The sequence below is a fragment of the Paenibacillus xylanilyticus genome (assembly GCF_047246825.1).
Taxonomy (GTDB): domain Bacteria; phylum Bacillota; class Bacilli; order Paenibacillales; family Paenibacillaceae; genus Paenibacillus; species Paenibacillus xylanilyticus_B.
Genome location: NZ_JBFOLB010000001.1, coordinates 2,511,055 through 2,531,087 on the forward strand (window position 1 = coordinate 2,511,055; position 20,033 = coordinate 2,531,087).

General features: G+C 51.3%; 20 protein-coding genes and 1 riboswitch. Of the genes, 3 read left to right on the plus strand and 17 right to left on the minus strand.

The genetic code is table 11. The features are described from left to right. Positions 1–69: 69 nt before the first annotated feature. The 11 genes from AB3N00_RS11175 to cobD all read right to left on the minus strand — a co-directional run bounded on the left by AB3N00_RS11175 (position 70) and on the right by cobD (position 11,613). A complete protein-coding gene (locus tag AB3N00_RS11175; protein WP_413035247.1) occupies positions 70–1,617 on the minus strand; it encodes a cobyric acid synthase in 1,548 nt (515 codons plus the stop codon). A gap of 92 nt (positions 1,618–1,709) precedes the next feature. Continuing rightward, entirely contained in the window at positions 1,710–2,636 is a 927-nt protein-coding gene (cobS, locus tag AB3N00_RS11180; protein ID WP_413035248.1) for an adenosylcobinamide-GDP ribazoletransferase, read from the minus strand. 56 nt (positions 2,637–2,692) lie between these two features. Next, positions 2,693–3,253: a bifunctional adenosylcobinamide kinase/adenosylcobinamide-phosphate guanylyltransferase gene (cobU, locus tag AB3N00_RS11185; RefSeq protein ID WP_413034594.1), complete on the minus strand. Its 561-nt coding sequence runs from the start codon at positions 3,251–3,253 to the stop codon at positions 2,693–2,695. Next, positions 3,250–4,377, minus strand: a complete 1,128-nt coding sequence (cobT, locus tag AB3N00_RS11190; RefSeq protein ID WP_413034595.1) for a nicotinate-nucleotide--dimethylbenzimidazole phosphoribosyltransferase — start codon at positions 4,375–4,377, stop codon at positions 3,250–3,252. Before cobT ends, cobU begins: the two co-directional genes overlap by 4 nt. 46 nt (positions 4,378–4,423) lie before the next feature. Then, positions 4,424–5,257 (minus strand): ABC transporter ATP-binding protein, encoded by an 834-nt coding sequence (locus AB3N00_RS11195; protein WP_413034596.1) that lies wholly within the window; start codon positions 5,255–5,257, stop codon positions 4,424–4,426. Next, positions 5,254–6,300 carry a FecCD family ABC transporter permease gene (locus AB3N00_RS11200; protein WP_413034597.1) on the minus strand — a complete coding sequence of 349 codons (1,047 nt, stop codon included), beginning with the start codon at positions 6,298–6,300 and terminating at the stop codon, positions 5,254–5,256. The genes AB3N00_RS11195 and AB3N00_RS11200 overlap by 4 nt, the downstream gene beginning before the upstream one ends. Then, a complete protein-coding gene (locus AB3N00_RS11205; protein ID WP_413034598.1) occupies positions 6,297–7,298 on the minus strand; it encodes an ABC transporter substrate-binding protein in 1,002 nt (333 codons plus the stop codon). Before AB3N00_RS11205 ends, AB3N00_RS11200 begins: the two co-directional genes overlap by 4 nt. A gap of 433 nt (positions 7,299–7,731) precedes the next feature. Continuing rightward, a riboswitch (cobalamin riboswitch) is annotated at positions 7,732–7,881 on the minus strand. A 150-nt stretch (positions 7,882–8,031) separates the two neighbouring features. Further along, the gene (locus AB3N00_RS11210; RefSeq protein WP_413034599.1) at positions 8,032–8,679 is read right to left on the minus strand and encodes a histidine phosphatase family protein; all 648 of its coding nucleotides are present in this window, start codon (positions 8,677–8,679) and stop codon (positions 8,032–8,034) included. Then, a complete protein-coding gene (cbiB, locus tag AB3N00_RS11215) occupies positions 8,670–9,650 on the minus strand; it encodes an adenosylcobinamide-phosphate synthase CbiB (protein WP_413035249.1) in 981 nt (326 codons plus the stop codon). The genes AB3N00_RS11210 and cbiB overlap by 10 nt, the downstream gene beginning before the upstream one ends. Before the next feature lie 41 nt (positions 9,651–9,691). Further along, entirely contained in the window at positions 9,692–10,486 is a 795-nt protein-coding gene (locus AB3N00_RS11220) for an adenosylcobinamide amidohydrolase (RefSeq protein ID WP_413034600.1), read from the minus strand. After that, positions 10,486–11,613 carry a threonine-phosphate decarboxylase CobD gene (cobD, locus tag AB3N00_RS11225; RefSeq protein WP_413034601.1) on the minus strand — a complete coding sequence of 376 codons (1,128 nt, stop codon included), beginning with the start codon at positions 11,611–11,613 and terminating at the stop codon, positions 10,486–10,488. The genes AB3N00_RS11220 and cobD overlap by 1 nt, the downstream gene beginning before the upstream one ends. Positions 11,614–11,825: 212 nt before the next feature. Between cobD and AB3N00_RS11230 the strand changes: the two genes are divergently transcribed. Then, positions 11,826–12,827, plus strand: a complete 1,002-nt coding sequence (locus tag AB3N00_RS11230) for a lipoate--protein ligase (protein WP_110821339.1) — start codon at positions 11,826–11,828, stop codon at positions 12,825–12,827. Positions 12,828–13,066: 239 nt separating this feature from the next. Then, positions 13,067–13,870 carry a Cof-type HAD-IIB family hydrolase gene (locus tag AB3N00_RS11235; RefSeq protein WP_413034602.1) on the plus strand — a complete coding sequence of 268 codons (804 nt, stop codon included), beginning with the start codon at positions 13,067–13,069 and terminating at the stop codon, positions 13,868–13,870. A gap of 157 nt (positions 13,871–14,027) precedes the next feature. Here AB3N00_RS11235 and AB3N00_RS11240 read toward each other — a convergent pair whose 3' ends face one another. Both AB3N00_RS11240 and AB3N00_RS11245 read right to left on the minus strand, forming a co-directional pair. Further along, positions 14,028–14,345 carry a hypothetical protein gene (locus AB3N00_RS11240; RefSeq protein WP_413034603.1) on the minus strand — a complete coding sequence of 106 codons (318 nt, stop codon included), beginning with the start codon at positions 14,343–14,345 and terminating at the stop codon, positions 14,028–14,030. A 37-nt stretch (positions 14,346–14,382) separates the two neighbouring features. Beyond that, positions 14,383–15,321, minus strand: a complete 939-nt coding sequence (locus tag AB3N00_RS11245) for a DMT family transporter (RefSeq protein ID WP_413034604.1) — start codon at positions 15,319–15,321, stop codon at positions 14,383–14,385. 120 nt (positions 15,322–15,441) lie between these two features. Here AB3N00_RS11245 and AB3N00_RS11250 point away from each other — a divergent pair, with 120 nt between their 5' ends. Then, positions 15,442–16,866 carry a PLP-dependent aminotransferase family protein gene (locus AB3N00_RS11250; RefSeq protein WP_413034605.1) on the plus strand — a complete coding sequence of 475 codons (1,425 nt, stop codon included), beginning with the start codon at positions 15,442–15,444 and terminating at the stop codon, positions 16,864–16,866. A 131-nt stretch (positions 16,867–16,997) separates the two neighbouring features. On the opposite strand, the gene clpP is transcribed toward AB3N00_RS11250, so the two are convergent. From clpP to AB3N00_RS11270, 4 genes are all read right to left on the minus strand, one after another. Next, positions 16,998–17,582: an ATP-dependent Clp endopeptidase proteolytic subunit ClpP gene (gene clpP / locus AB3N00_RS11255; protein ID WP_413034606.1), complete on the minus strand. Its 585-nt coding sequence runs from the start codon at positions 17,580–17,582 to the stop codon at positions 16,998–17,000. 17 nt (positions 17,583–17,599) lie between these two features. Further along, complete coding sequence (locus AB3N00_RS11260) at positions 17,600–18,469, minus strand: RNA polymerase sigma factor (RefSeq protein ID WP_413034607.1); 870 nt, start codon at positions 18,467–18,469, stop codon at positions 17,600–17,602. Between the two features lie 160 nt (positions 18,470–18,629). Next, positions 18,630–19,412, minus strand: a complete 783-nt coding sequence (locus AB3N00_RS11265) for an MBL fold metallo-hydrolase (protein ID WP_413034608.1) — start codon at positions 19,410–19,412, stop codon at positions 18,630–18,632. Positions 19,413–19,581: 169 nt separating this feature from the next. After that, entirely contained in the window at positions 19,582–20,028 is a 447-nt protein-coding gene (locus tag AB3N00_RS11270; protein ID WP_413034609.1) for a hypothetical protein, read from the minus strand. Positions 20,029–20,033: the final 5 nt, after the last annotated feature.

The following is a 20,033-nucleotide window of genomic DNA, read 5'->3' on the forward strand; positions in this document are numbered from 1 at the left end:
ATACATGGGGGTATTGTTTTTAGATTATGAAACTGCTGCAGGACGTACTCCTGGCTTATTGTTTATTCCTTATGATTGATGCGGGGCCTGGACACCCATAATTTCGTATACCCGCTTCATGTCCAGTGCAGAGCGCAGAGACTCCGCTACCCGGTCAAACTCCATTTCCTTCCGTTCATGAGCACTATAGGTCTCCTGAAGCGGAGCGAGTCCCTTCTTTTCCCGAAGGCCATTAAGCCATGAACGGCGAAACTGGTCACTTTCAAACAGACCATGCAAGTAGGTTCCCCATACTTTTCCATCTGCCCTCCCCCATCCTTCCTGGAAAGGCTGGCCACCGGAATGAGCGATCTCAAACAGTGCAGACACTTGCTTCGGATCATGGCACTCGGTTACGCCCATATGAATCTCATACCCATTCACAGGCATGGATTCAACTGAATCCTGCTCACCATGTAGACGAATGGGATGCTGTTGCTGTACACGCCCTGAGGCTCTTACTGTCTGCTTATGCTGCAGAAAAGTCGTAGATAGCGGCAGCCAACCCAGACCTCGGGCTTCCTGAACCTGATTGGCCTCCACTGCAAATGGGTCCTTCAGGTGCTGCCCAAGCATCTGGTATCCACCGCAAATGCCCACAAGCTGCACATGATCCCGTTCGGTCTGACTGGCAATGGCCTGTTCCAGAGCCGACGCTCTCAGGAATTCTAGATCACCAATCGTATCCTTCGTACCCGGCAGCAAAATGGCATCCGGCTGTCCCAGTTCCTCCGGCGAAGTCACATACCGCACATTGACATCCGGTTCGCGGGAAAGCGAGTCAAAATCCGTAAAATTGGAGATCCGCGGATAACGAATAACAGCAAGATCCAGCTCCTGTTTCCCTGATTTACCATGGCGCATGGAGTCCAGCACTACGGAATCTTCGGCTTCAATTTGAATATCTCTTATGTAAGGCAGTACACCCAATACGGGTATGCCTGTCCGCTCTTCCAGCCAATCCAGTCCAGGCTGCAGCAGGGACAGATCACCGCGGAATTTGTTAATGATAAATCCTTTTACACGCTGGACCTCATGCGGCTCCAACAGCTCGAGTGTACCTACAATGGAAGCAAACACACCTCCGCGATCAATATCCGAGATGAGAATGACTGGCGCATCCGCCCAGCCTGCCAGATTCATATTGACGATGTCCCGATCCTTCAGGTTGATCTCGGCCGGACTGCCTGCACCTTCCATCAGCACCATATCATACGTCTCACGCAGCCGGTTCAGCGCATCCATTACTGTCTTCTTGGCTTCCGGCAGGAAATGCTGACGATAGTCCGAAGCACTCATCTGGGCAAATGGCACACCGTGCACCACAATCTGCGAATGCATATCCCGCACAGGCTTGATCAAGATTGGATTCATATCCGTTGTTGCTTCAATGCCGCACGCTTCTGCCTGCGCTCCCTGAGCTCTGCCAATCTCCTTGCCATCTTCGGTTACGTAGGAGTTCAGTGCCATATTCTGTGATTTAAACGGGGCCGGTCTGAAGCCGTCCTGCTTGAATATCCGGCATAGCGCCGTTGTAATGACGCTCTTCCCCACATCCGATGCCGTGCCTTGCAGCATCAATACTGCCGCTTGCCCTACAGGCGTATCCTGCACGTTCCTTCACCTCAGCTCTCAGCGTTATGCTCCACATTATTCGTTCCGTTAATTCCCTATAGCAAAAACAATCCCTGCAGCAGACTTAACACCGTCAGCAGAGCGGCTTCCAGCAGCTCATTCATTGCACCGTATGTATCTCCTGTAAGCCCGCCCAGCCTTTCGCTGATGCGTCCGGCAACGAACCTGCCGATGAGATAGGCAGCCAGCGGTACAAAAATCACAGCCGCAATAGGATACAGCCACCAAGGCAATGTCCCCAGCCCGCTCTCTATAGCCAGCGCTCCAACCATGCTGGTGTTCGGCTCGAAGATCCATACCGCCGCGAGTGTAATGACACCTGCCAGGACCGTCAACCCAATCGCGGAGCTTCGTGCTCGCTGGACTTCCTTCCGTTCACCAAGGCCCTTGAACAGGACTGCAAGTCCATCGTCTCCCCGGGCATTCGGCCAAGCCGAAATGGCGTATACCATGAACCAGCGGCTCCAGATCATGGGCAGAATCAGCAGTGCTCCATACAGCCAGTTGCCACGTGCAATAAAATCAGCGATTAGTGCCGCTTTCATCATAAGCAGCAGCACGCAGGCGATCACACCCATGGCTCCGACACGGCTGTCTTTCATAATTTCCAGCATCCGCTCGCGGGTACGATAGCTGAGCAGACCATCCGCTGTATCCATCCAGCCATCCAGATGCAGCCCGCCAGTGAGCCAGACCCACAGGGTCAAGGTCAACACGGCCGCCGGAAACGATGGCAGCAGTGCACCTGTAAGCGCGCCACCGAGCCAGACACATAAGCCTATAGCCGCCCCGACCAGCGGATAATACACCACGCTCTCCCGCAGCAATGGCGGGACAAAGTCGATCTGCATTTTTACCGGGAAACGGGACAAAAATTGAAAAGCGGCCGCAGCCGCATGTTTTTGATCAAGACTACCTACATTACCTGCATCCTGAACTGGAGCCTGGTTCACCTGATTCATATTGTGCTCACCGTTCGTGTTCTCCCGGTCATGCTGGCTGTCGTTACCTCCATTACTCATAAGCGATACTCCTTGCTTTTCAGCTCAATGGCAATCCCTACAGTCACCAGAAACACCTCGCGGCAAATGGCTGCGATCCGCTGATTCAATATACCTGCCAGATCCCGATACCTCCTGCCTAATGCATACTCAGGTACGATACCGTCACCCACTTCATTCGTGACCAGTACAAGCAGTCCGGGATAGGACTCAATGGCAGATACCAGTGCATTCATATGTTCCAAAACAACCTGTTCAGGCTCATGCTCATGTGTAAGCAGTACATTCGTTAACCAAAGTGTCAGACAATCCACCAAAATGGTTGGAGCAGACGTTCCTGTGTGGGATTCTCCCATACGTGTGATAAGTTCAGGCAATGCCAGCGGTTCCTCCACCGTGTGCCACAGGTACCCTGCTTCATCCCGTTGGTTCTGATGCAAGCGGATGCGCTCGCGCATCTCATCATCATATGCCTGCGCGGTTGCCACATACCAGGCCTCGGAGGAACGCTGCATGCAGAGACGCTCGGCGAAGGAGCTTTTGCCGCTCCTCGCCCCGCCCGTTACAAGCACACTCATGGAGATACCTCTCCCCGAACCGCAGAAGCAGCAGCCGATGAGTCATCCGTACGTCCAGTCTCATTCGAGCCGTCCGATACGCCAGCACTTGCGAATGTGGCCATCTCATTCAATATACGGCAAGCTGCATCAATCAAATGAAGACTAAGCACGCCTCCGGTTCCTTCCCCCAGCCGCATATCCAGATCCAGCATTGGTCTGAGGCCGAGTTCACGCAGAAGTGCAGCATGCCCACTTTCATGCGATGTATGGGAAGCGATCATATAGGCCACGCTGACCGGTGCAAGCTGTCTCGCGATGAGCGCCGCTGCAGTGGAGATAAATCCGTCCACAACGACAGGGCAGCCATGAGCTGCTGCTGCCAGAATGACACCCGTCAATCCGGCAATCTCCAATCCACCCACTTTGCCAAGCACGTCCAGCGCATCGTCTGCGTCCGGTGCATTTACGCTCAGTGCCCGACTGACCACGGCAGCCTTGCGCTGCAGACCTGCATCGTCGATACCTGTTCCGCGGCCAACCGCTGAAGCAGGTGCTGTCCCGGTTAAGGCACACATGACCGCAGCACTCGCTGTGGTATTGCCGATTCCCATTTCCCCGGTTACGAACAACCGGGTTCCCTTGGCAACCTCAGCAGCCACGACCTCGGCCCCGGCAAGAATGGCCTGGATGGCTTCATCACGGCTCATGGCTGCACCTTGAGCCATGTTGGCAGTGCCTTTGCGTACTTTGCGGGAGACCAAATCCGGATGTTCCAGATCGGCATTCACACCAATGTCCACACAGATGACATCTGCGCCTGCATGACGAGCCAGAACATTGACTGCCGCTCCTCCAGCCAGAAAATTATGGACCATCTGCGGCGTTACCTCTGCCGGGAAAGCGCTGATGCCTTCCGCAACCACGCCATGATCGGCAGCCATAACGATAACGGCTCTGCGATCCAGGGACGGCCGGGCCTCGCCGGTTATCCCCGCAAGACGAATAACAAGCTGTTCCAGTTTGCCCAGACTGCCGGGCGGTTTTGTCAATGCATCCACATGCGCCGAGGCTTCTGCCGCAACTTCTTTATTGGGACCCACGATCCGACCAATTAACTGTTCCAACACCTGTTCATTATTCATACCGCCAGCACTTCCTTCATCAAAATATGGGGTTGTCCCTTTTCGTTCATTCTTGTTCCCGCCGCAGCAATAATTGCGGCAAGCCATGATCGGGATGATTCACCATGGCTGGGTTCACCCGGAAAATATCCCGAATGTTTTCTTCCGTCATCAACGACTGCGGTGTCCCACTGCTTACACACATACCCTCACGAAGAGCCAGAATGTGGTCGCAAAATTGCGCAGCCAGGTTCAGATCGTGCAGCACAGCCACAATCGTGATCTTGTTTTTTTGGCGCCAGGAAGATAATAACTCCATGAATTGCAATTGATATCGAATATCCAGAAAAGTCGTCGGTTCATCCAGCAATAACAGTTTGGGCTCCTGTGCCATCACTTTGGCGAGCGCCACCCGCTGCCTCTGTCCTCCACTAAGGGCATCCAGCGGTCTATCGGCCATCTCGGTTAGTCCCAGTTCCTCCAGTACACGGTCAACCACTGCCGCTCCGTCCGTAGACTCCTTGCCCAGCCAGTTTTGATAAGGGTAACGCCCCATCTCCACAACATCCCTGACGGGATAGGAAATGGCAGGCAGACCGTCCTGCTGCAATACCGCGATCATGCGGGACAGGTCTTTGCGACTATATGAGGTAATATCCCGGTCTGCAATCCGGATACGGCCTGCGTTTGGCTGTTCGGTTCCGGCTATTAGCTGGAGCAGCGTTGATTTTCCACTTCCGTTTGGACCAACGACACCCCACCATTCCCCTTCCGTGACACGCCAGTCCACATCATGCAGGGCTCGGTGGTCACCGTACATTTTATCTGCACCCGCGACCTCGATCAGCGGCTTTCCTGGGGTAACACTTGTATCCATGTTTGTACCCATGCTCGTATTCATGGCATCACCCCTTTTCGCAGCTTTTTGTTCCGATGCAGCAAATACGCGAAGAAAGGTGCACCGACAAAGGCCGTTACCACACCCAACGGAATTTCGGTCGGTGCCAGCAAGGAGCGGGCAATCGTATCAGCCCATACCATGAAGATGGCTCCACCAATGGCGGACAAGGGTACCAGCAATCGATAGTCAGGTCCAACGATCAGCCGAAGGATATGCGGAATGACGAGCCCTACGAATCCAATGACGCCCGACACCGATACCGCTCCAGCAGTTAGCAGCGTTCCTACGGCAAGCACGGACAGCTTCAAGCCATCCACCTGGACCCCGATATGTGCAGCCTGCCGTTCCCCCAGAGCAAGGACATTCAATGAACGTGCGCGGCTCCAGAGGAAGATCAGACCCAGCAGAAAATACGGGAAAAGGATGGCCGTATACGACCACCCACGCAGTGCCAGACTTCCCATCGTCCAGTATATAATTTCATTAATTGTCTGTTTCGACATGGTCGACAGGAAGGAGACCACCGCTCCCAGAAAACTTTGCATCACCACACCAGCCAGAATCAGGCTGTGCGTCGGTATTTTGCGCCCTTCACGAGCCAGGGCAAGTACAAACCACAAAGTGAGTACGCCCGTCAGAAACGCAACGAGTGGCAGTGTCCAGATTCCGATCAGTGCGTACTGCAATCCGAAGAAAATCAGAAAAGCTGCGCCCACCGATGCACCGGACGATACGCCCAGGGTAAACGGATCTGCCAACGGGTTACGAAGTACCCCCTGGAATCCCGCACCCGCAATCGCAAGAGATGCACCCACAAGCACGGCAAGCAGCACACGCGGGAAACGGACCTTCCATATAATCTGTTCGGCTGCCGTACTCCAGTCGGGCGTGATCCAGTCTCCGATCCATGGCATGTGATGAAGCAGAATGCCTGCAATGTCACGGATAGGCAGAGCTACCGAACCGATGCCCGTGCAGATCAGCACGGTCAGCACAAGCAGCAGAATTCCGGCTGTTCCGTACACTGCCAGCTTTTTACTCATTGGAACAGGTCAGGATAGATCGCTTTGGCTACAGCTTTCAAACCTTCCGTTACGCGTGGTCCCGGACGGCTCAGCAGGTTGGCATCCAAGCCAATGACTGCATCGTTCTTCACAGCTGTAATTTGATCCCAGCCGCTGCGCTCTTTGATGATTTGATCCAATGTTTTGGAGTTTTCATCAATGACGTCGTTCGCGTACAAAATCACATCCGGATTGGAAGCAATAATGTTCTCTTCGTTGATCTCTTTCCAGCCTTCCAGGTTGGAAGCAACGTTGATCCCACCGGCAACAGTGATCAGTTCATGCATGAACTCACCTTTACCTACCGTCCAACCTGGGGAGAATTCAACATATACTTTTTTCTGGTCTTCCGGCTTAACAGCCTTCACCGCTTCAGTCACGTCCGCCACATCCTGTTTCATCTTGGTGATGAGCTCCTGTGCCTGCTCCTGATGATCCGTGATTTTGCCAAACGTTTCGATGTTGTTCATCACATCGTCTATCGATTTCGGATCGGTTTTGAAAATGGTGATACCCAGTTCACGCAGCTTCTTCACCGCATCTTCGCTCATCGAGATCCCTGTAAATACGATGTCTGCTTCAGCGGCAATAATCGATTCTTCGTTTGGCTTCGAAACGCCGCCCATTTTCGCTTTGGTTGTTGCGGCTTCCGGATAATCATCATAGTCGGATACGCCTACAATCTGCTCGTCCAATCCGAGTGCGAACAACGTTTCGGTTTCTGCTGGAGATACGGATACGATTTTGGCTGGCGCTTGTTCAAATGTAAAGGATTCACCCGTCGCATCGGTTACCGTCAGTGGATATTGTGTTTTGAGATCCGTCTGCTCCTGGCCTTGGGATTGCTCCTGTGCCGGCTGCTGCGTAGACGTACCTGTTCCCTCGTTGCTTGTTGCATTTCCACATCCGGCCAAAGCCAGTGCGAGTGCCGCTGCACTCAGCAGTGACGCTACGCTTTTCCAATTCTTGATATTCATGTTGTTCATTCTCCCCTTCTCTATGTTCACTCTTAAGTAGTGCTCCTGACCATTTCCCCTGAATTTGTGTTCCAATATAAGGTTTGAACTGCAACATTTACACGTTAACGGAGAGTGCAGAACCAATCTGGAGAGCGTAGCGCTCGCTTAAAGCTTTCTGAAAGAAAGCTACTTCGGAAGCATATGCTATCACCGGATTTTCCCTTTTAATAAGGGGATCAAAGAAATCTGGGGATAACAGCGATCGGAAGATGGTGCTGCAATCGGAGTGACCTCGTGTAAAGTTGATTCATCCTACATGAACAAAAAAATCCCCGATCCTTACGCCAGGATCAGGGATGACGTCTCGCATATGGCGATCTGCACATCTTCAGCGTAACCACTGTACATGCGCATAGAACTGCCCGAAACGCTGTCCTTTCCTCGAAGGAACACCGGTTTGTACGTCCAGGGCAGGTAACCTGACTTACAGGACTGCTCGTCCTGATTTACAGTGGCGGGACCGTGCCGGATTCACACCGGCTTCCCTATTTCACCCGTTGTGCGTTCATCGCTCGTATAAACTCGATGACATTTGATACATGCACACGGGACCCGTGGTCGCTGATATTGTAACCATTCAAGTGAGCATATCGCATCCGTTAGCGCTTATGCGCATTCCAAAGATGTATCCATGCTGAAGTCACACTTCTGTTGTGATTATAGGTTATATTGCACATCCTTACAACCCGATTCACGGAAAAGACACCCTGTTTGAAACCCAGCTGTTTTTGCTTTTTTCCAGCCGAACCTTAATTGCCTGCCCGGGAATAACCAGTGTGTCCCAGAATCCCAGTTCCGGTATGAGACGTGATACCGCATAACGAATCACGCCGCCATGGGTAACCACAGCTATCGCCGGAACCATATTTTCTCCTGAATATGCCTCTCGCGAAGCGGACAACAGGCAATCCGTCAGAAAGGAGTCAATCCTCGCAGTAAAAGTCTGCCAAGGCTCGCCGCCCGGTGGCGTCACATCCTGCGGTGCATCAATCCAATCCCGGTAGTGCGGGTTGTCCTTGAGTTGACCGTAAGTCTGCCCTTCCCATTGCCCAAAATCAATCTCACGCAGACGAGGATCAAGCTGTGCTTGTCCTGCTTGCACAGGTGCGATTCGTTGCATGGTCTGCCGGCAGCGCAGCAGATCACTGCAATACAGCGCATCCCAAGTGATCGCGCTGATCGACTCGCGAAGCAAAGCCAGTTCCCGCTCTGCATCCGGCAGAAGACCGATATCGGTATGTCCGAGGTATCGCTTTTCTAGATTCCACGCCGTTGTACCATGACGGATAAATACAATCTCCCGCAGTTTAATTCCATGCTGCCCAGGGTTTAATTCCACAACAATGCACCTCCTGCTGTCCAGATTCCCAGCGTTGCCAGCCAGCATAACAGCACAAAAGCCCCCGCCGACCAGAACATCAAACGTGTGGTGCGCACGATATCCTCTGCTTCCATCAGCCTTGTCTGCTCGCCCATATAGGCTCGAAAAGAAGCCACGCCATGGTAAACGTTGTGCCCGCCAAGCCTGATGCCCAGAGCTCCCGCGACCGCCGACTCCGGAAATCCACTGTTCGGGCTGGGGTGCAATCTGGCATCACGGCGTACCATGCGTGCTGCGCCTTTTGCATTCAGCCTCATGAACCATGCTCCCGTTATCAGCAGCAAGGCTGTAATCCGTGCGGGAACCCAGTTCGCCCAGTCATCCAGACGCGCGGAGGCCCAGCCGAGATTCAAATATTTTTCATTTTTATAGCCGACCATGGAATCCAACGTATTCACGGCCCGATAAGCCATCGCCAGCGGAGCACCGCCAATCAGGGCATAGAATAGCGGGGAAACGATGGCATCCACGATATTTTCCGCTACCGTCTCCACCGTTCCCCGCACCACCTCCGGTTCATCCAGATGGGCTGTATCACGCCCCACGATCATGCCGAGTGAACGTCTCGCCGCAGGCCAATCCTTTTGACTCAGATGACGATATACTTCCATGCCTGCATCTTTCAGTCCTTTGGACGCAATGGTGGTGGCAATCAGTACCACTTCAACTGCAACTGCAACCAAGGGATGGATGAGTCCAAGTATGTACACCACTCCCCAAGTAAGCGCAAAAGAACCACCCGCAATGACTATAGGAAACAGTACCCCAGCCCGTTTAAGGCCCTGATCGCTGCTCACTCGTTTTCTGATCCCCCGCTCCAGTGCAGAAATCCCCTTTCCCATGCCGATCACCGGGTGGGGAATCCAGCGCGGGTCTCCAATGAAGCGATCCAGTATGTATGCCGCCAAAATAATCCAGGCTCCTGTCATTCCAGTCCAGATGGGCCAGCCCGCCAATTGACTCAGAGATATCATCGCTTGCTATTCCTCTCTTTCCACAACTGTCCGGCTCGCAAACTTTCAGTAATGGAGTCATAGACCAGCCGCCCAATCGCTGCCCCAATCATCGTAGCCGTTCCGGCATAAGAGATCAGTGGTTTCTCCTCCACCTGACTTGTGGCGAGCACGATCGCATCCGTTGTCGTTCCGGTTGCCGTTAGCCCGTTCTCGGCATCCATCACACCATAATCGGCGAGCGCTGCCGTTTTGGCTTCCACGGCTGTCTGAATGGCATTAACCATTGCTCCGGGCGTCATGTAGCCGTTCATCCATAACATGATATTAATCGTTCCGGGCGTGTAGGACAGGCCAGAAACTCCACCCGGTTTAGTTATGTTCCCCGCCGCATCAAACACCGTTCTTGCAGAGCCAGCACGCGCAGCATTCGAAACCCCGGCTGTGGTACAGCACAATATCCCTGCATCACCGCCCATATATTCCTGAACGGAAGTATGCGCAAGCTTAACCGCTGTCAGTAATCCGGCACATGCAGTTGTGCGCTCCTCCCATTCCATCAGGAGGTCTGTAATATCACGCGGTGGGTCATCACAACGATAATGCTTGTCCACATAGATGTTGAATATGCGATCCAGTTCAATCATTCCACCGCCGTACACCGCACTGGAAATGGCGTTTACCCGATTGGCGATGGATGCTCGAATATGACGCTCATGCGCACGGATGGTTAGCCCCGGCCATGCAGCAGATCGATATTCGTCTTGGTCTGCTTTTGCATGGGTATAGTACTGGAAAAATGGCAGCGTCATTACTCCGCCCCCCCTGCCGTCATTCCCGGAATCGTTTGTCCGAGGATACCTTTAATTTCGTTCACCAGACGAAGATTCGACGTCGCGTCCTTGACCGCCAAACGGATATGTCTTTCTTCAAGTCCCGGGTACATGGCACAACTGCGAATCAGAATACCGCGTTTCCCTAGAGCTGCCTGCATGGTTGCCGCTGTCCACGGCTGCGGCACACGGGCCAGTATGAAATTCGCGTCTCCGCGTGTCACGTCAAATCCACAAGTCTCCAGGCCGGACGCCAACTTCTCTCGTTCAAGCGAAACCTGTTCCAGTGTATCCCGTTCAAAGGCTTCCCCACTGCACAGACAAGCTTCTCCGGCGATCAGTGCCAGTCCATTGACACTCCAGGTCACCTGTTTCTCCGTCATCGCACGAATCAGATCCGGACGACCCATCGCGTAGCCCAGCCGAAGGCCAGGTATGGCATAAAACTTGGTCATCGAGCGGATGATGATGACCTGTGGATATTCCTGTAATCGGGAAGCCAGGGATTGCCGCCGTGTTTCAGGGATAAAATCCATAAATGCCTCATCGATTACCAGGACGGTATTCGTCTTCTCTGCATGACGCGCCAGCCGATGCAGTTCTTCTACGGGATACTGCACACCATTAGGGTTATTGGGCTGTCCAAGGAACAGCAGATCCACCTGTTCCATCAGTTTTTCGATATCCTCAGGTACCGCTCGCCATTCAAGTTCTTCCCGTCCCAGGACATGATGTACTTCTGCCCCGAATTGCCGGGACAAGGAACGATATTCCGAAAATCCGGGTTCCACTGTGCCCACCTTCCGGGGAGAAAGCCCCAGCAAGATCAGAGCCATGCTCTCTGCAGCACCATTGCCTACAGATATATACGACTCTGACAGGCCCAGACGCTCGCCGAGCAATAATTTGAAAGCCCGATGTGCGGGATCGGGGTAACGCAGTACTGTTTGTAATCCCTGCTCCAACGCCTTCAGTACTTCCTTGGGCGGACCCAGAGGATTAATATTTGCACTAAAATCGAGGAAATCCCCAGGATTCCCGCCAAACCTTGACGCAGCAGTCTCCACGTCACCGCCATGTCCGAAAACTTCAATGAAACCGCTCATTTTTGTCCGTCATCCTTTCTGCATGTCATTTTTATTATGGATGGCGTGACTGTCATGGGTCAATCCTGATTTGTCTGAACGATGCGCTCCCTGCTTCAATTCCTTTGTGTCCAATCGACAATTCGTTTACAATAGAAGAGGAATTTTGATTCGCAGGCGTAACACTACATAAGGGATAATCGTCCCTCACATACATTAATGGAGGAATGACCATGCTGTTTGTTGATAACCAGGGCATTACAGATCCTTCTGTAAACCTCGCGATTGAGGAATACATTCTGAAGCATCTGCCGATGGATGATAGCTATCTGCTGTTTTACATCAACCGCCCGTCCATTATTATCGGAAAACATCAGAATACCATTGAAGAGATTAATATCGAATATGTTCAGGATAACGGCGTGCAGGTTGTACGTCGCCTCTCAGGTGGCGGAGCCGTCTACCACGATCTGGGCAACCTCAATTTCAGTTTTATTACCAAGGATGATGGCCAATCCTTTCACAACTTCCGCAAATTCACTCAACCTGTTGTTGAAGCTTTGCAGGAGCTTGGTGTCAATGCCGAACTGACTGGACGTAACGATCTTCAGGTTGGAGAAAAGAAAATCTCGGGTAACGCCCAGTTCTCCACGCGCGGACGCATGTTCAGTCATGGGACATTGATGTTTGACCTGAATCTGGATCATGTTCAGGCATCCCTGAACGTAAATCCGGAGAAGTTCAAATCCAAGAGCACCAAATCCGTACGCAGCCGGGTTGCCAACATTCGGGATCTGATTGACAGCAACCTGACCATTGAGCAATTCCGGGACGAGCTGTTACGTCATATTTTCCGCATGGAGCCGCAGGATGTTCCCCAGTATGAACTCACGGAGAAAGATTGGGACAAGATCAAGGAAATCTCCGCCGAGCGTTACAGCAACTGGGATTGGAACTATGGTTTGTCACCGGAGAGCAATGTGAAGCATACCCGCAAATTCCCGGTCGGCATTATTGATCTGCGCATGAACATCAAGGACGGACGAATCGAGGATATCAAAATCTTCGGTGACTTCTTCGGCGTAGGTGATGTGGCGGATATCGAAGACATGCTGCGTGGCAAGCGTTATGAGGAATCCGAAGTGCGTACAGCACTTGAAGGCCTCGATGTGAAACACTATTTCGGCAATTTGGAGCTTGAGGACTTTATCGGCCTCGTTTTCCTCGAAGAATAGACTTAGATGTGAGCATAATTTTAGAACGTATTCCAGGATTACACTTTAACGGAAAAAGTAGAATCAATCTTAAGAAGCGAAGCGTTCGCCTTTATCCCCAGATTTCCCCATTGTATAAAGGATTCAAAGAAATCCGGGGATAACAGCGATCGAAAGATGATTCTGCATTTGGAGTGGTCTCGTGTAATTCATATCCATTCGTTCATATTATAGATACAGATAAAAGGAGAGAAACTCAGATGACCTACAAATTAATCGCAATCGACATTGATGATACCCTCATCAACGACAACAAGGAAGTAACCCCAGCAACACAAACAGCACTGGAACAAGCGGTTGCCCATGGTGTAGTCGTTACCCTAGCAACAGGACGTGCCTATGCTTCTGCACAAGCACTCGCTCGCCAAACGAAGCTGAACGTGCCAATCATTACGTATCAGGGTGCCTTGGTGAAAAACTTGCTGGATGAAAAAGTACTCTACGAGCGCTATGTTCCGCAAGAGGCTTCCCGGAAGTTGTTCGACTACTGCCTGGAGCATAATTTGCATCTGCAAACGTACATTGATGATAAGCTGTATGCTCGTGAAGAAAACGACAAGCTGCGTGACTATGCCAAACTGAATGGTACCCAGTACCACATCGAACCGGATTTCATCAAAGTCATTGAGCAAAAAACACCGAAATTGCTCATCATTGATGAGCCGGATTATCTCGACGAGGTGGCAGCTGATCTGCGTGAATTGCTCGGACCTGAAGTGCACATCACCAAGTCCAAACCATACTTCCTCGAGATCATGCATCGCGAAGGCACCAAAGGACATGCACTCACATTCTTGGCTGATCACTTTGGTCACCAACTGAGCGAGTGCATTGCGATCGGTGATTCCTGGAATGATCATGAGATGCTGGAAGTTGCCGGTCTTGGCGTGGCTATGGGTAATGCGATCCCTGCCCTCAAAGAGCTGGCAGATTACATTACGGCGAGCAACAACGAAGACGGCGTGAAGCAGGTCATTGAGAAATTTGTGCTGAACGCGGAGTAATACGAGAACGATAGGTAATATTGTAAGCAAAAAAACAGCCTTGGGCAGCGAATAAATCCGCTGAACCAGAGGCTGTTTTTTTGTTGATATCCTAGAATTCATCTCTATTGATATCGGGATGCCCCCATATGTGGAAGTCATTCAACATTGAATTAAGTTATGAATTTCGTATGTTGTTTCCGTACTGCTCATCAAACTCACGGTTTCGTTCCCTGATCTCTTGCATCATTGTCCCTTTGGGGAAATCAGCCATGAGAACAGTCAGCAGGAGTACGAGCCCCGTAACAAACAAAAGCAGAGCCATAACGAACCCAACCCAACCTCCTGTCTCGGACACAGCTTCCAAATAACGCCCCCATCTGGTGGACCAGACGGTTACTAACGGAACGTGTATAACAGCAGCAATATGAATAATGCCATAAAGGATAATTCCCGCGAACAGAAATATCGCACCGAGTCTCTGTCTGTTCAGCATAATTCCTCGCCTCATTCCTATGTGAAAATAGTAATGCCTATTTTACCACAGGTTTGGAAGTTTGCACCAATGGATTGGATCGTTTTCCTTTTTTCAGCCAGCTCATGACTTTCTCATTCATTGCCAGCAAGCCTGAAACAATAAGCACAACACCGATCCAGGTGATCCAGCTTACATGTTCATTATAAACCACTGCTCCAAGACCGACCGCAATCGGAGGGGAAATATACAGCCAGGTTGCCGGGAACAACGGGTTGGTGCGCGACATAATCCAGTAGAACAGGCTATGTCCAACCATTGAACCGATCACGGTCAAATAGATCAGGGACAAGACCGCCGGAGACCAATCAAGCGCAGCCGTGCTCCACGATTCCGTTACGGCCGAGAGTCCCGATAACAACAAGCCTCCGTACATCATCTGCACCGCGTTAATCGCCACAGGACTCGCCTCCTTGAACTGGTTTATCACCTTTTTGGAGTAGAGCGCACCTGCAGAATAACATACTTCTCCGATAAGAACGGCGATACAGCCCCATAACCACAGTGAGCTTCCACCAATGGTTACACCTGGTAAAACAACAAGAACCACTCCTCCGAAACCGATCAGACAGCCTGCAATCATGCGGGTAGATGTTTTTTGCCGTAACAAAGCGGTCTGCATCACCATAATCATCAGCGGCCCCGTGGCTGATAAAATGGCTCCAACTCCTGAGCTTACATATTGCTCAGCCCAGTATAAGGTCGCAAACGTGCCAAAGGTCAGTCCTGCTCCGGTCAGGAGCATTTCTTTTCGCCACAGCAGCGATAAGCTTACCTTTCCTTTCATCCACATCCATGCAAACATCAAGGCGCCTGCAATAATAAAGCGCAATCCGGCCGATAGAAAAGGCGGCATGCCTGCCTCCACTCCAATTTTAATCGCCAGAAACGTTGTTCCAAAAATAAGACACATTACCATAAATGCTGCTGCAACCATGCTAGCCCCTCCTTCATCTGTTCTCCATCATATAGCACTGTCTACAGAACAGAATGAATAAAACAGAACAGAACACTCTCATTTCCTGTTACAATAGAGTCCAAAAGGAGCGTGAGTCGGGTGGGCAAAGCCATGTTGATGACAGATAACAGCCTCAAACTATATGAGCAGGTGGTTCATTATCTCGTGGTACGTATCGAGGCGGGAGAGTGGGCTGAACATGAAAAACTTCCGTCTGTGCGAAGCCTGTCCGAACAGCTCGGTGTACATAGGCTTACGGTTTTCAAAGCGTATCAGGAGTTAAAGGAACGCGGGATTGTGTACGTCAAGGACAAGTCCGGTTACTATGTCAGCCCTGCCGACCCTTCGCCTGTAGCAGATCAGGCAGATGACCCTGCTGTTTCCGCCTGGCTGCATTGGGATTCACTCGCTCGCGTACAGTCTCTTGAAGCGGAATACCAGTTTTCCAAGTCACTGATCGACCCGGCCCTGCTGCCCAACCGATACTGGGGAGAACTCATGCGGGATTTGCTGGATCAGTATCCCCGCCTGCTCGGTACATACTCTACCATTCAAGGTGATTTGGAGCTCCGTAGTGCGCTGGCAAGCCATCTGACGCTGAAAGAACGATTTTACATCTCCGCAGAAGAAGTGCTTATTACCTCGGGCGCACAGCAGGCCATCGATCTGATCTCCCGTAGTTTGGTCAGACCGGGTGACCGTGTTCTGATGGAAAGACCAACCTACGGACCTGCCATGGAAATTTTCCGCAAACAGGGTGCACGCCTGATCTTTACGGATATTCATCCCGAGGGTTATGATCTGGAGCAGATCGAGCATCTGATGAAGACGGAGAAGCCGCGTCTTTTTTACATGACGCCGACCTTTCAGAATCCAACCGGCATTAATATTCCAACCGAACAGCGGAAACAACTTCCTGAACTGGCGGAACAATATGGATGTTTTCTCGTCGAGGACGACAGCACTTATGATATTTATTTTAAGGATAAACCTCCGGCACCGATCTTTACGTACGATACGACAGGACATACACTCTACATTCGCAGCTACAGCAAGTATGTTGTACCTGGTCTGCGAATTGCGGCAATTATGTGCCGCCCCCGGTTTATGCCTGGATTACAGGCGGTAAAAGCATTGGCGGATAACGGATCACCCCTTCTGAACCAGAAGCTTTTTCTCCGTTATTTTCAGTCCCCGCGCATGCATCAGCACTTGTCCAAGCTGCGCACCGCCATACAATTACGAATGGAAGTCATGGAACAGTGCCTGCAGGAAACGGACTGGGTCTGGACCCAACCTGAGGGTGGACTCAATATCTGGGTGGAGCTTCCGGAAGGCGTTGATACGGGCCGATTGCTTCACCAGTGCATGGAACAATCCGTCGCTTTTGTACCCGGAACGGTATTTGACCCTTCGGACGCTTCCGCCAGCCGCAAACTGCGTTTGTCCTTCTCCTATGCACACGAGCAGCAGATCCGTGAAGGGATGCACAGACTTGTGGAGCTGGCTAAAAGGAATGATTAGACCCCACCACGTTTCCACTGATTGCAGTAATAACAAAAAAAATTAAAGTGAATAAACGAAAGGAGCCCGGAAGATCAAACGACCTTCCAGGCTCCTTTATTTGTTCCTACCTTGTGAAATTGCGAAGCTGCTTAATCCGTTTTGGATATCACTTTATCCACCAATCCATACTCTACCGCTTCCTCTGCGGTCAAGAAATAGTCCCGATCAGAGTCTCTCTCTATCCGTTCCAGCGATTGTCCTGTATGGTCAGCTAGCAGCTTATTGAGCCGCTGACGGTGCTGAATGATCCGGTTTGCGTGAATCAGCATATCCGATGCCTGCCCGCGCGTACCCCCATGGGGTTGATGGATCATGATTTCACTATTTGGCAGAGCCAGTCGTTTGCCTTTGGTTCCACCGACCAGCAAAATCGTACCAAAGCTCGCGGCCATGCCTGTGCAGATCGTTGAAATGTCCGGCTTCACAAATTGCATCGTGTCATAAATCGAAAATCCGGCAGTTACGGATCCACCAGGACTGTTGATATACATCTGAATATCCTTTTCCGGGTCCTCTGCGGTCAGAAACAATAACTGTGCCACGATGGCATTCGCCATCTGGTCCTCAATCTCTCCAGACACCATAATGATCCGATCTTTTAACAATCGTGAATAAATATCATAGCTCCGCTCGCCGCGGGCTGTCTGTTCCACTACATAAGGTACATGGTTCATGTATTTTGCCTCCCGGTTTATGCAACCATGTTGACCGCGTACCCTCCTCCATATGACATCGAGTTCACACTGGAGTAGGAATACCCGTACATCATTGGCTGCATCGATTGAGACGGCAAAGACTGCTGCAGGATGGTTCCTGCCACTGCCATTGGATCATCGGTACGGCTCAGGCACAGATCAATCAGACGCGCGGTATCTCCACTACGGAAAGCCATCAAATAACTTCGCAGCTGTTCCGCGTTTTGTGAATCTTCACCTGCTCCACTCGCTTCTTCACTCCCCATTTCCTGGCGACTGCGTCTAACTCTATCCAGGGCAGATCGGGCGCGATTCAGTGCAGCTTTGACCGCGCCTTCCGATGTATCCAGCATCTCCGCAGTCTCTGCCGTCGTGTAACCCATTACATCACGTAATACAACTATCGCTCGCTGCCACGGTGGCAGCTCATGAACAAGGATTCGTATAGCAGACTCAATCTCCTCATATCGCTCTTCCTCTGCAAACTCTTGCATTAACGGTTTCATGCTATCCAGTTTGGAAGCCAATTTCTCCCGCTTCCGGATCACATCAATCCACGTGTTGCGTGCGATCCGGATCAGATAGGCTTCCCAGTTCATCTCCTGCTTCGTACCGAAGTTCTGCATTGCCGAAGAAGACAGTACTTTCACACAGGTATCCTGAACCAGATCCTCCGCTTCCCACACTGAACCTGTCAAAGACATACAATAGGCGTACAGAGAACCCAGCAGGCTCGGCAGCGCACTTTCAATATTTTGTTCCAGCGTGCATTCGGCTTGATTACCGGGCTGGATATATGGTTCAACCTGTTTACTGTTATCATGTGGTCTGTTGATTCTGCAATCCACGGACTTCACAAAGGCCATGTTTGGGGCCCCCCTTTGTTGGTTCCTGATTGATCTTGCTTCAATGACTTACTCTTCGACGACTTACTCTAATGGTCTTACACTATGTAAACGAAGAACCTCCTGCAAAGGATACGCTCTTCTTGAATTTATTTTTCAGTTGATCTATACGAATTTCAATTTAAAGTGTCCCAAGTGGTACCTTCATGCCTGTAAGCGCCAGCGTAATGCCTTGATCCAGATTATGATTTTGCTGTACATCCACGTCATGAGACATATGGGTAAAATAAGTGTGCTCTGGTTTCACTTCACGCAGCAGCTCCTGTGCCTCACGCATATCGTACACGGAACGTGTGGAAAATTCCGCAAGCTCATGGACAAAGCTCGTTCCAAGCACCAGCAGATCCAGCCCATGCAGCGGCTCCTTCTCCGCCTCTTTCAGATCAATCGCATCCGAACAATATGCCCAGCTATACCCTTCCCGTTCTAGACGATACGCATAGGAATAACCATTTTTACCGTGGCAGACCTTCCAGGAATGCACGTTCCATCCGCCAAGCTGGATGTCATCATCCGTTTCCCGAAAGTTCATGTGCCGGCTCAGCCAGGGAAATTGACTCTGGATGGTTGCGATCACTTCACGCGGTGCGTACAATTTACCCGTAACCCCCAGCCAGCGGCAGGCATCCGCCCATTCCGGCAAACCTCCTATATGGTCAAAATGTGCATGCGTCACGAGCAGCGTATCAACCATGCGCAATCCCTGCTCCTCCATCTGTGATCTCCAGTCTGGTCCGCAGTCAATCATAAACGATACCCCTTCGCGATCTGAATGGATCAGAACAGAAGAACGTTTACGCCGGTTGATCCCGGTAAGACGGGCTTCTGTGCAGACTGCACAATCACAGTAAACACGCGGGACGCCCATGGCATCCCCGGTTCCCAGAAATGTTAACTGACTCAATACGGTGATCCCCTCTCTATCTGAAGCTCTGTTTTCTAAATTGTAATCCTCACCCTCTGCTTTTGCAAAAAAAAGCCCTCCCCGTGCAGTTCAGTACTGCATCAGGGAAAGGCTGCTCTCTGACTCCATGTAGTCAGCGTATGTAACTTCCGTTCGGTCCGCTTGTCGTCTAGACCAATGCCCGCAATTTAAGTGTCAGTTCCTGACCCTCAGGCACATCCTTCGAATCCGTAATGACCCAATTCGAGGCAAGACGCTTCGCCAGCACTTCTGCCTGCTCCGGGTTCAACTTCAATCCGGTTACAATGCCCTCACCGACCGTAAAATCACGCTCCGGTTGTAAACCAAACGCCTTCTCCACCCAGATTCCGAGTCCGCCACGGGTGTTAAATGTAATCCGATAGCCTTCTTGAACTGCTGCTTCCAGGTTCTCGCCGTGCTCGTCCGCATACGAGAAAAACTCGTCATATTTGTAATCCTCTTCGGAAACTGCATCAAAAGCAGCCACGTCCTTGGCCTGTATGGCTTTCAGGATCGCAGCATCAGGCATGCCTTTGCCACGGGCTTGTTCCAGCCGAATCGCTGTACTTTGGGATAATTTGATCTCTGTACTCATCAACT

Coding starts and splice junctions, on each gene's coding strand:
- AB3N00_RS11175 (WP_413035247.1), bottom strand. CDS start 1,617: ATGCTGCAAGGCACGGCATCGGATGTGGGGAAGAGCGTCATTACAACG.
- cobS (WP_413035248.1), bottom strand. CDS start 2,636: ATGAATCAGGTGAACCAGGCTCCAGTTCAGGATGCAGGTAATGTAGGT.
- cobU (WP_413034594.1), bottom strand. CDS start 3,253: ATGAGTGTGCTTGTAACGGGCGGGGCGAGGAGCGGCAAAAGCTCCTTC.
- cobT (WP_413034595.1), bottom strand. CDS start 4,377: ATGAATAATGAACAGGTGTTGGAACAGTTAATTGGTCGGATCGTGGGT.
- AB3N00_RS11195 (WP_413034596.1), bottom strand. CDS start 5,257: ATGAATACGAGCATGGGTACAAACATGGATACAAGTGTTACCCCAGGA.
- AB3N00_RS11200 (WP_413034597.1), bottom strand. CDS start 6,300: ATGAGTAAAAAGCTGGCAGTGTACGGAACAGCCGGAATTCTGCTGCTT.
- AB3N00_RS11205 (WP_413034598.1), bottom strand. CDS start 7,298: ATGAATATCAAGAATTGGAAAAGCGTAGCGTCACTGCTGAGTGCAGCG.
- cbiB (WP_413035249.1), bottom strand. CDS start 9,650: ATGACAGGAGCCTGGATTATTTTGGCGGCATACATACTGGATCGCTTC.
- AB3N00_RS11220 (WP_413034600.1), bottom strand. CDS start 10,486: ATGACGCTGCCATTTTTCCAGTACTATACCCATGCAAAAGCAGACCAA.
- cobD (WP_413034601.1), bottom strand. CDS start 11,613: ATGAGCGGTTTCATTGAAGTTTTCGGACATGGCGGTGACGTGGAGACT.
- AB3N00_RS11230 (WP_110821339.1), top strand. CDS start 11,826: ATGCTGTTTGTTGATAACCAGGGCATTACAGATCCTTCTGTAAACCTC.
- AB3N00_RS11235 (WP_413034602.1), top strand. CDS start 13,067: ATGACCTACAAATTAATCGCAATCGACATTGATGATACCCTCATCAAC.
- AB3N00_RS11240 (WP_413034603.1), bottom strand. CDS start 14,345: ATGCTGAACAGACAGAGACTCGGTGCGATATTTCTGTTCGCGGGAATT.
- AB3N00_RS11245 (WP_413034604.1), bottom strand. CDS start 15,321: ATGGTTGCAGCAGCATTTATGGTAATGTGTCTTATTTTTGGAACAACG.
- clpP (WP_413034606.1), bottom strand. CDS start 17,582: ATGAACCATGTACCTTATGTAGTGGAACAGACAGCCCGCGGCGAGCGG.
- AB3N00_RS11260 (WP_413034607.1), bottom strand. CDS start 18,469: ATGGCCTTTGTGAAGTCCGTGGATTGCAGAATCAACAGACCACATGAT.
- AB3N00_RS11270 (WP_413034609.1), bottom strand. CDS start 20,028: ATGAGTACAGAGATCAAATTATCCCAAAGTACAGCGATTCGGCTGGAA.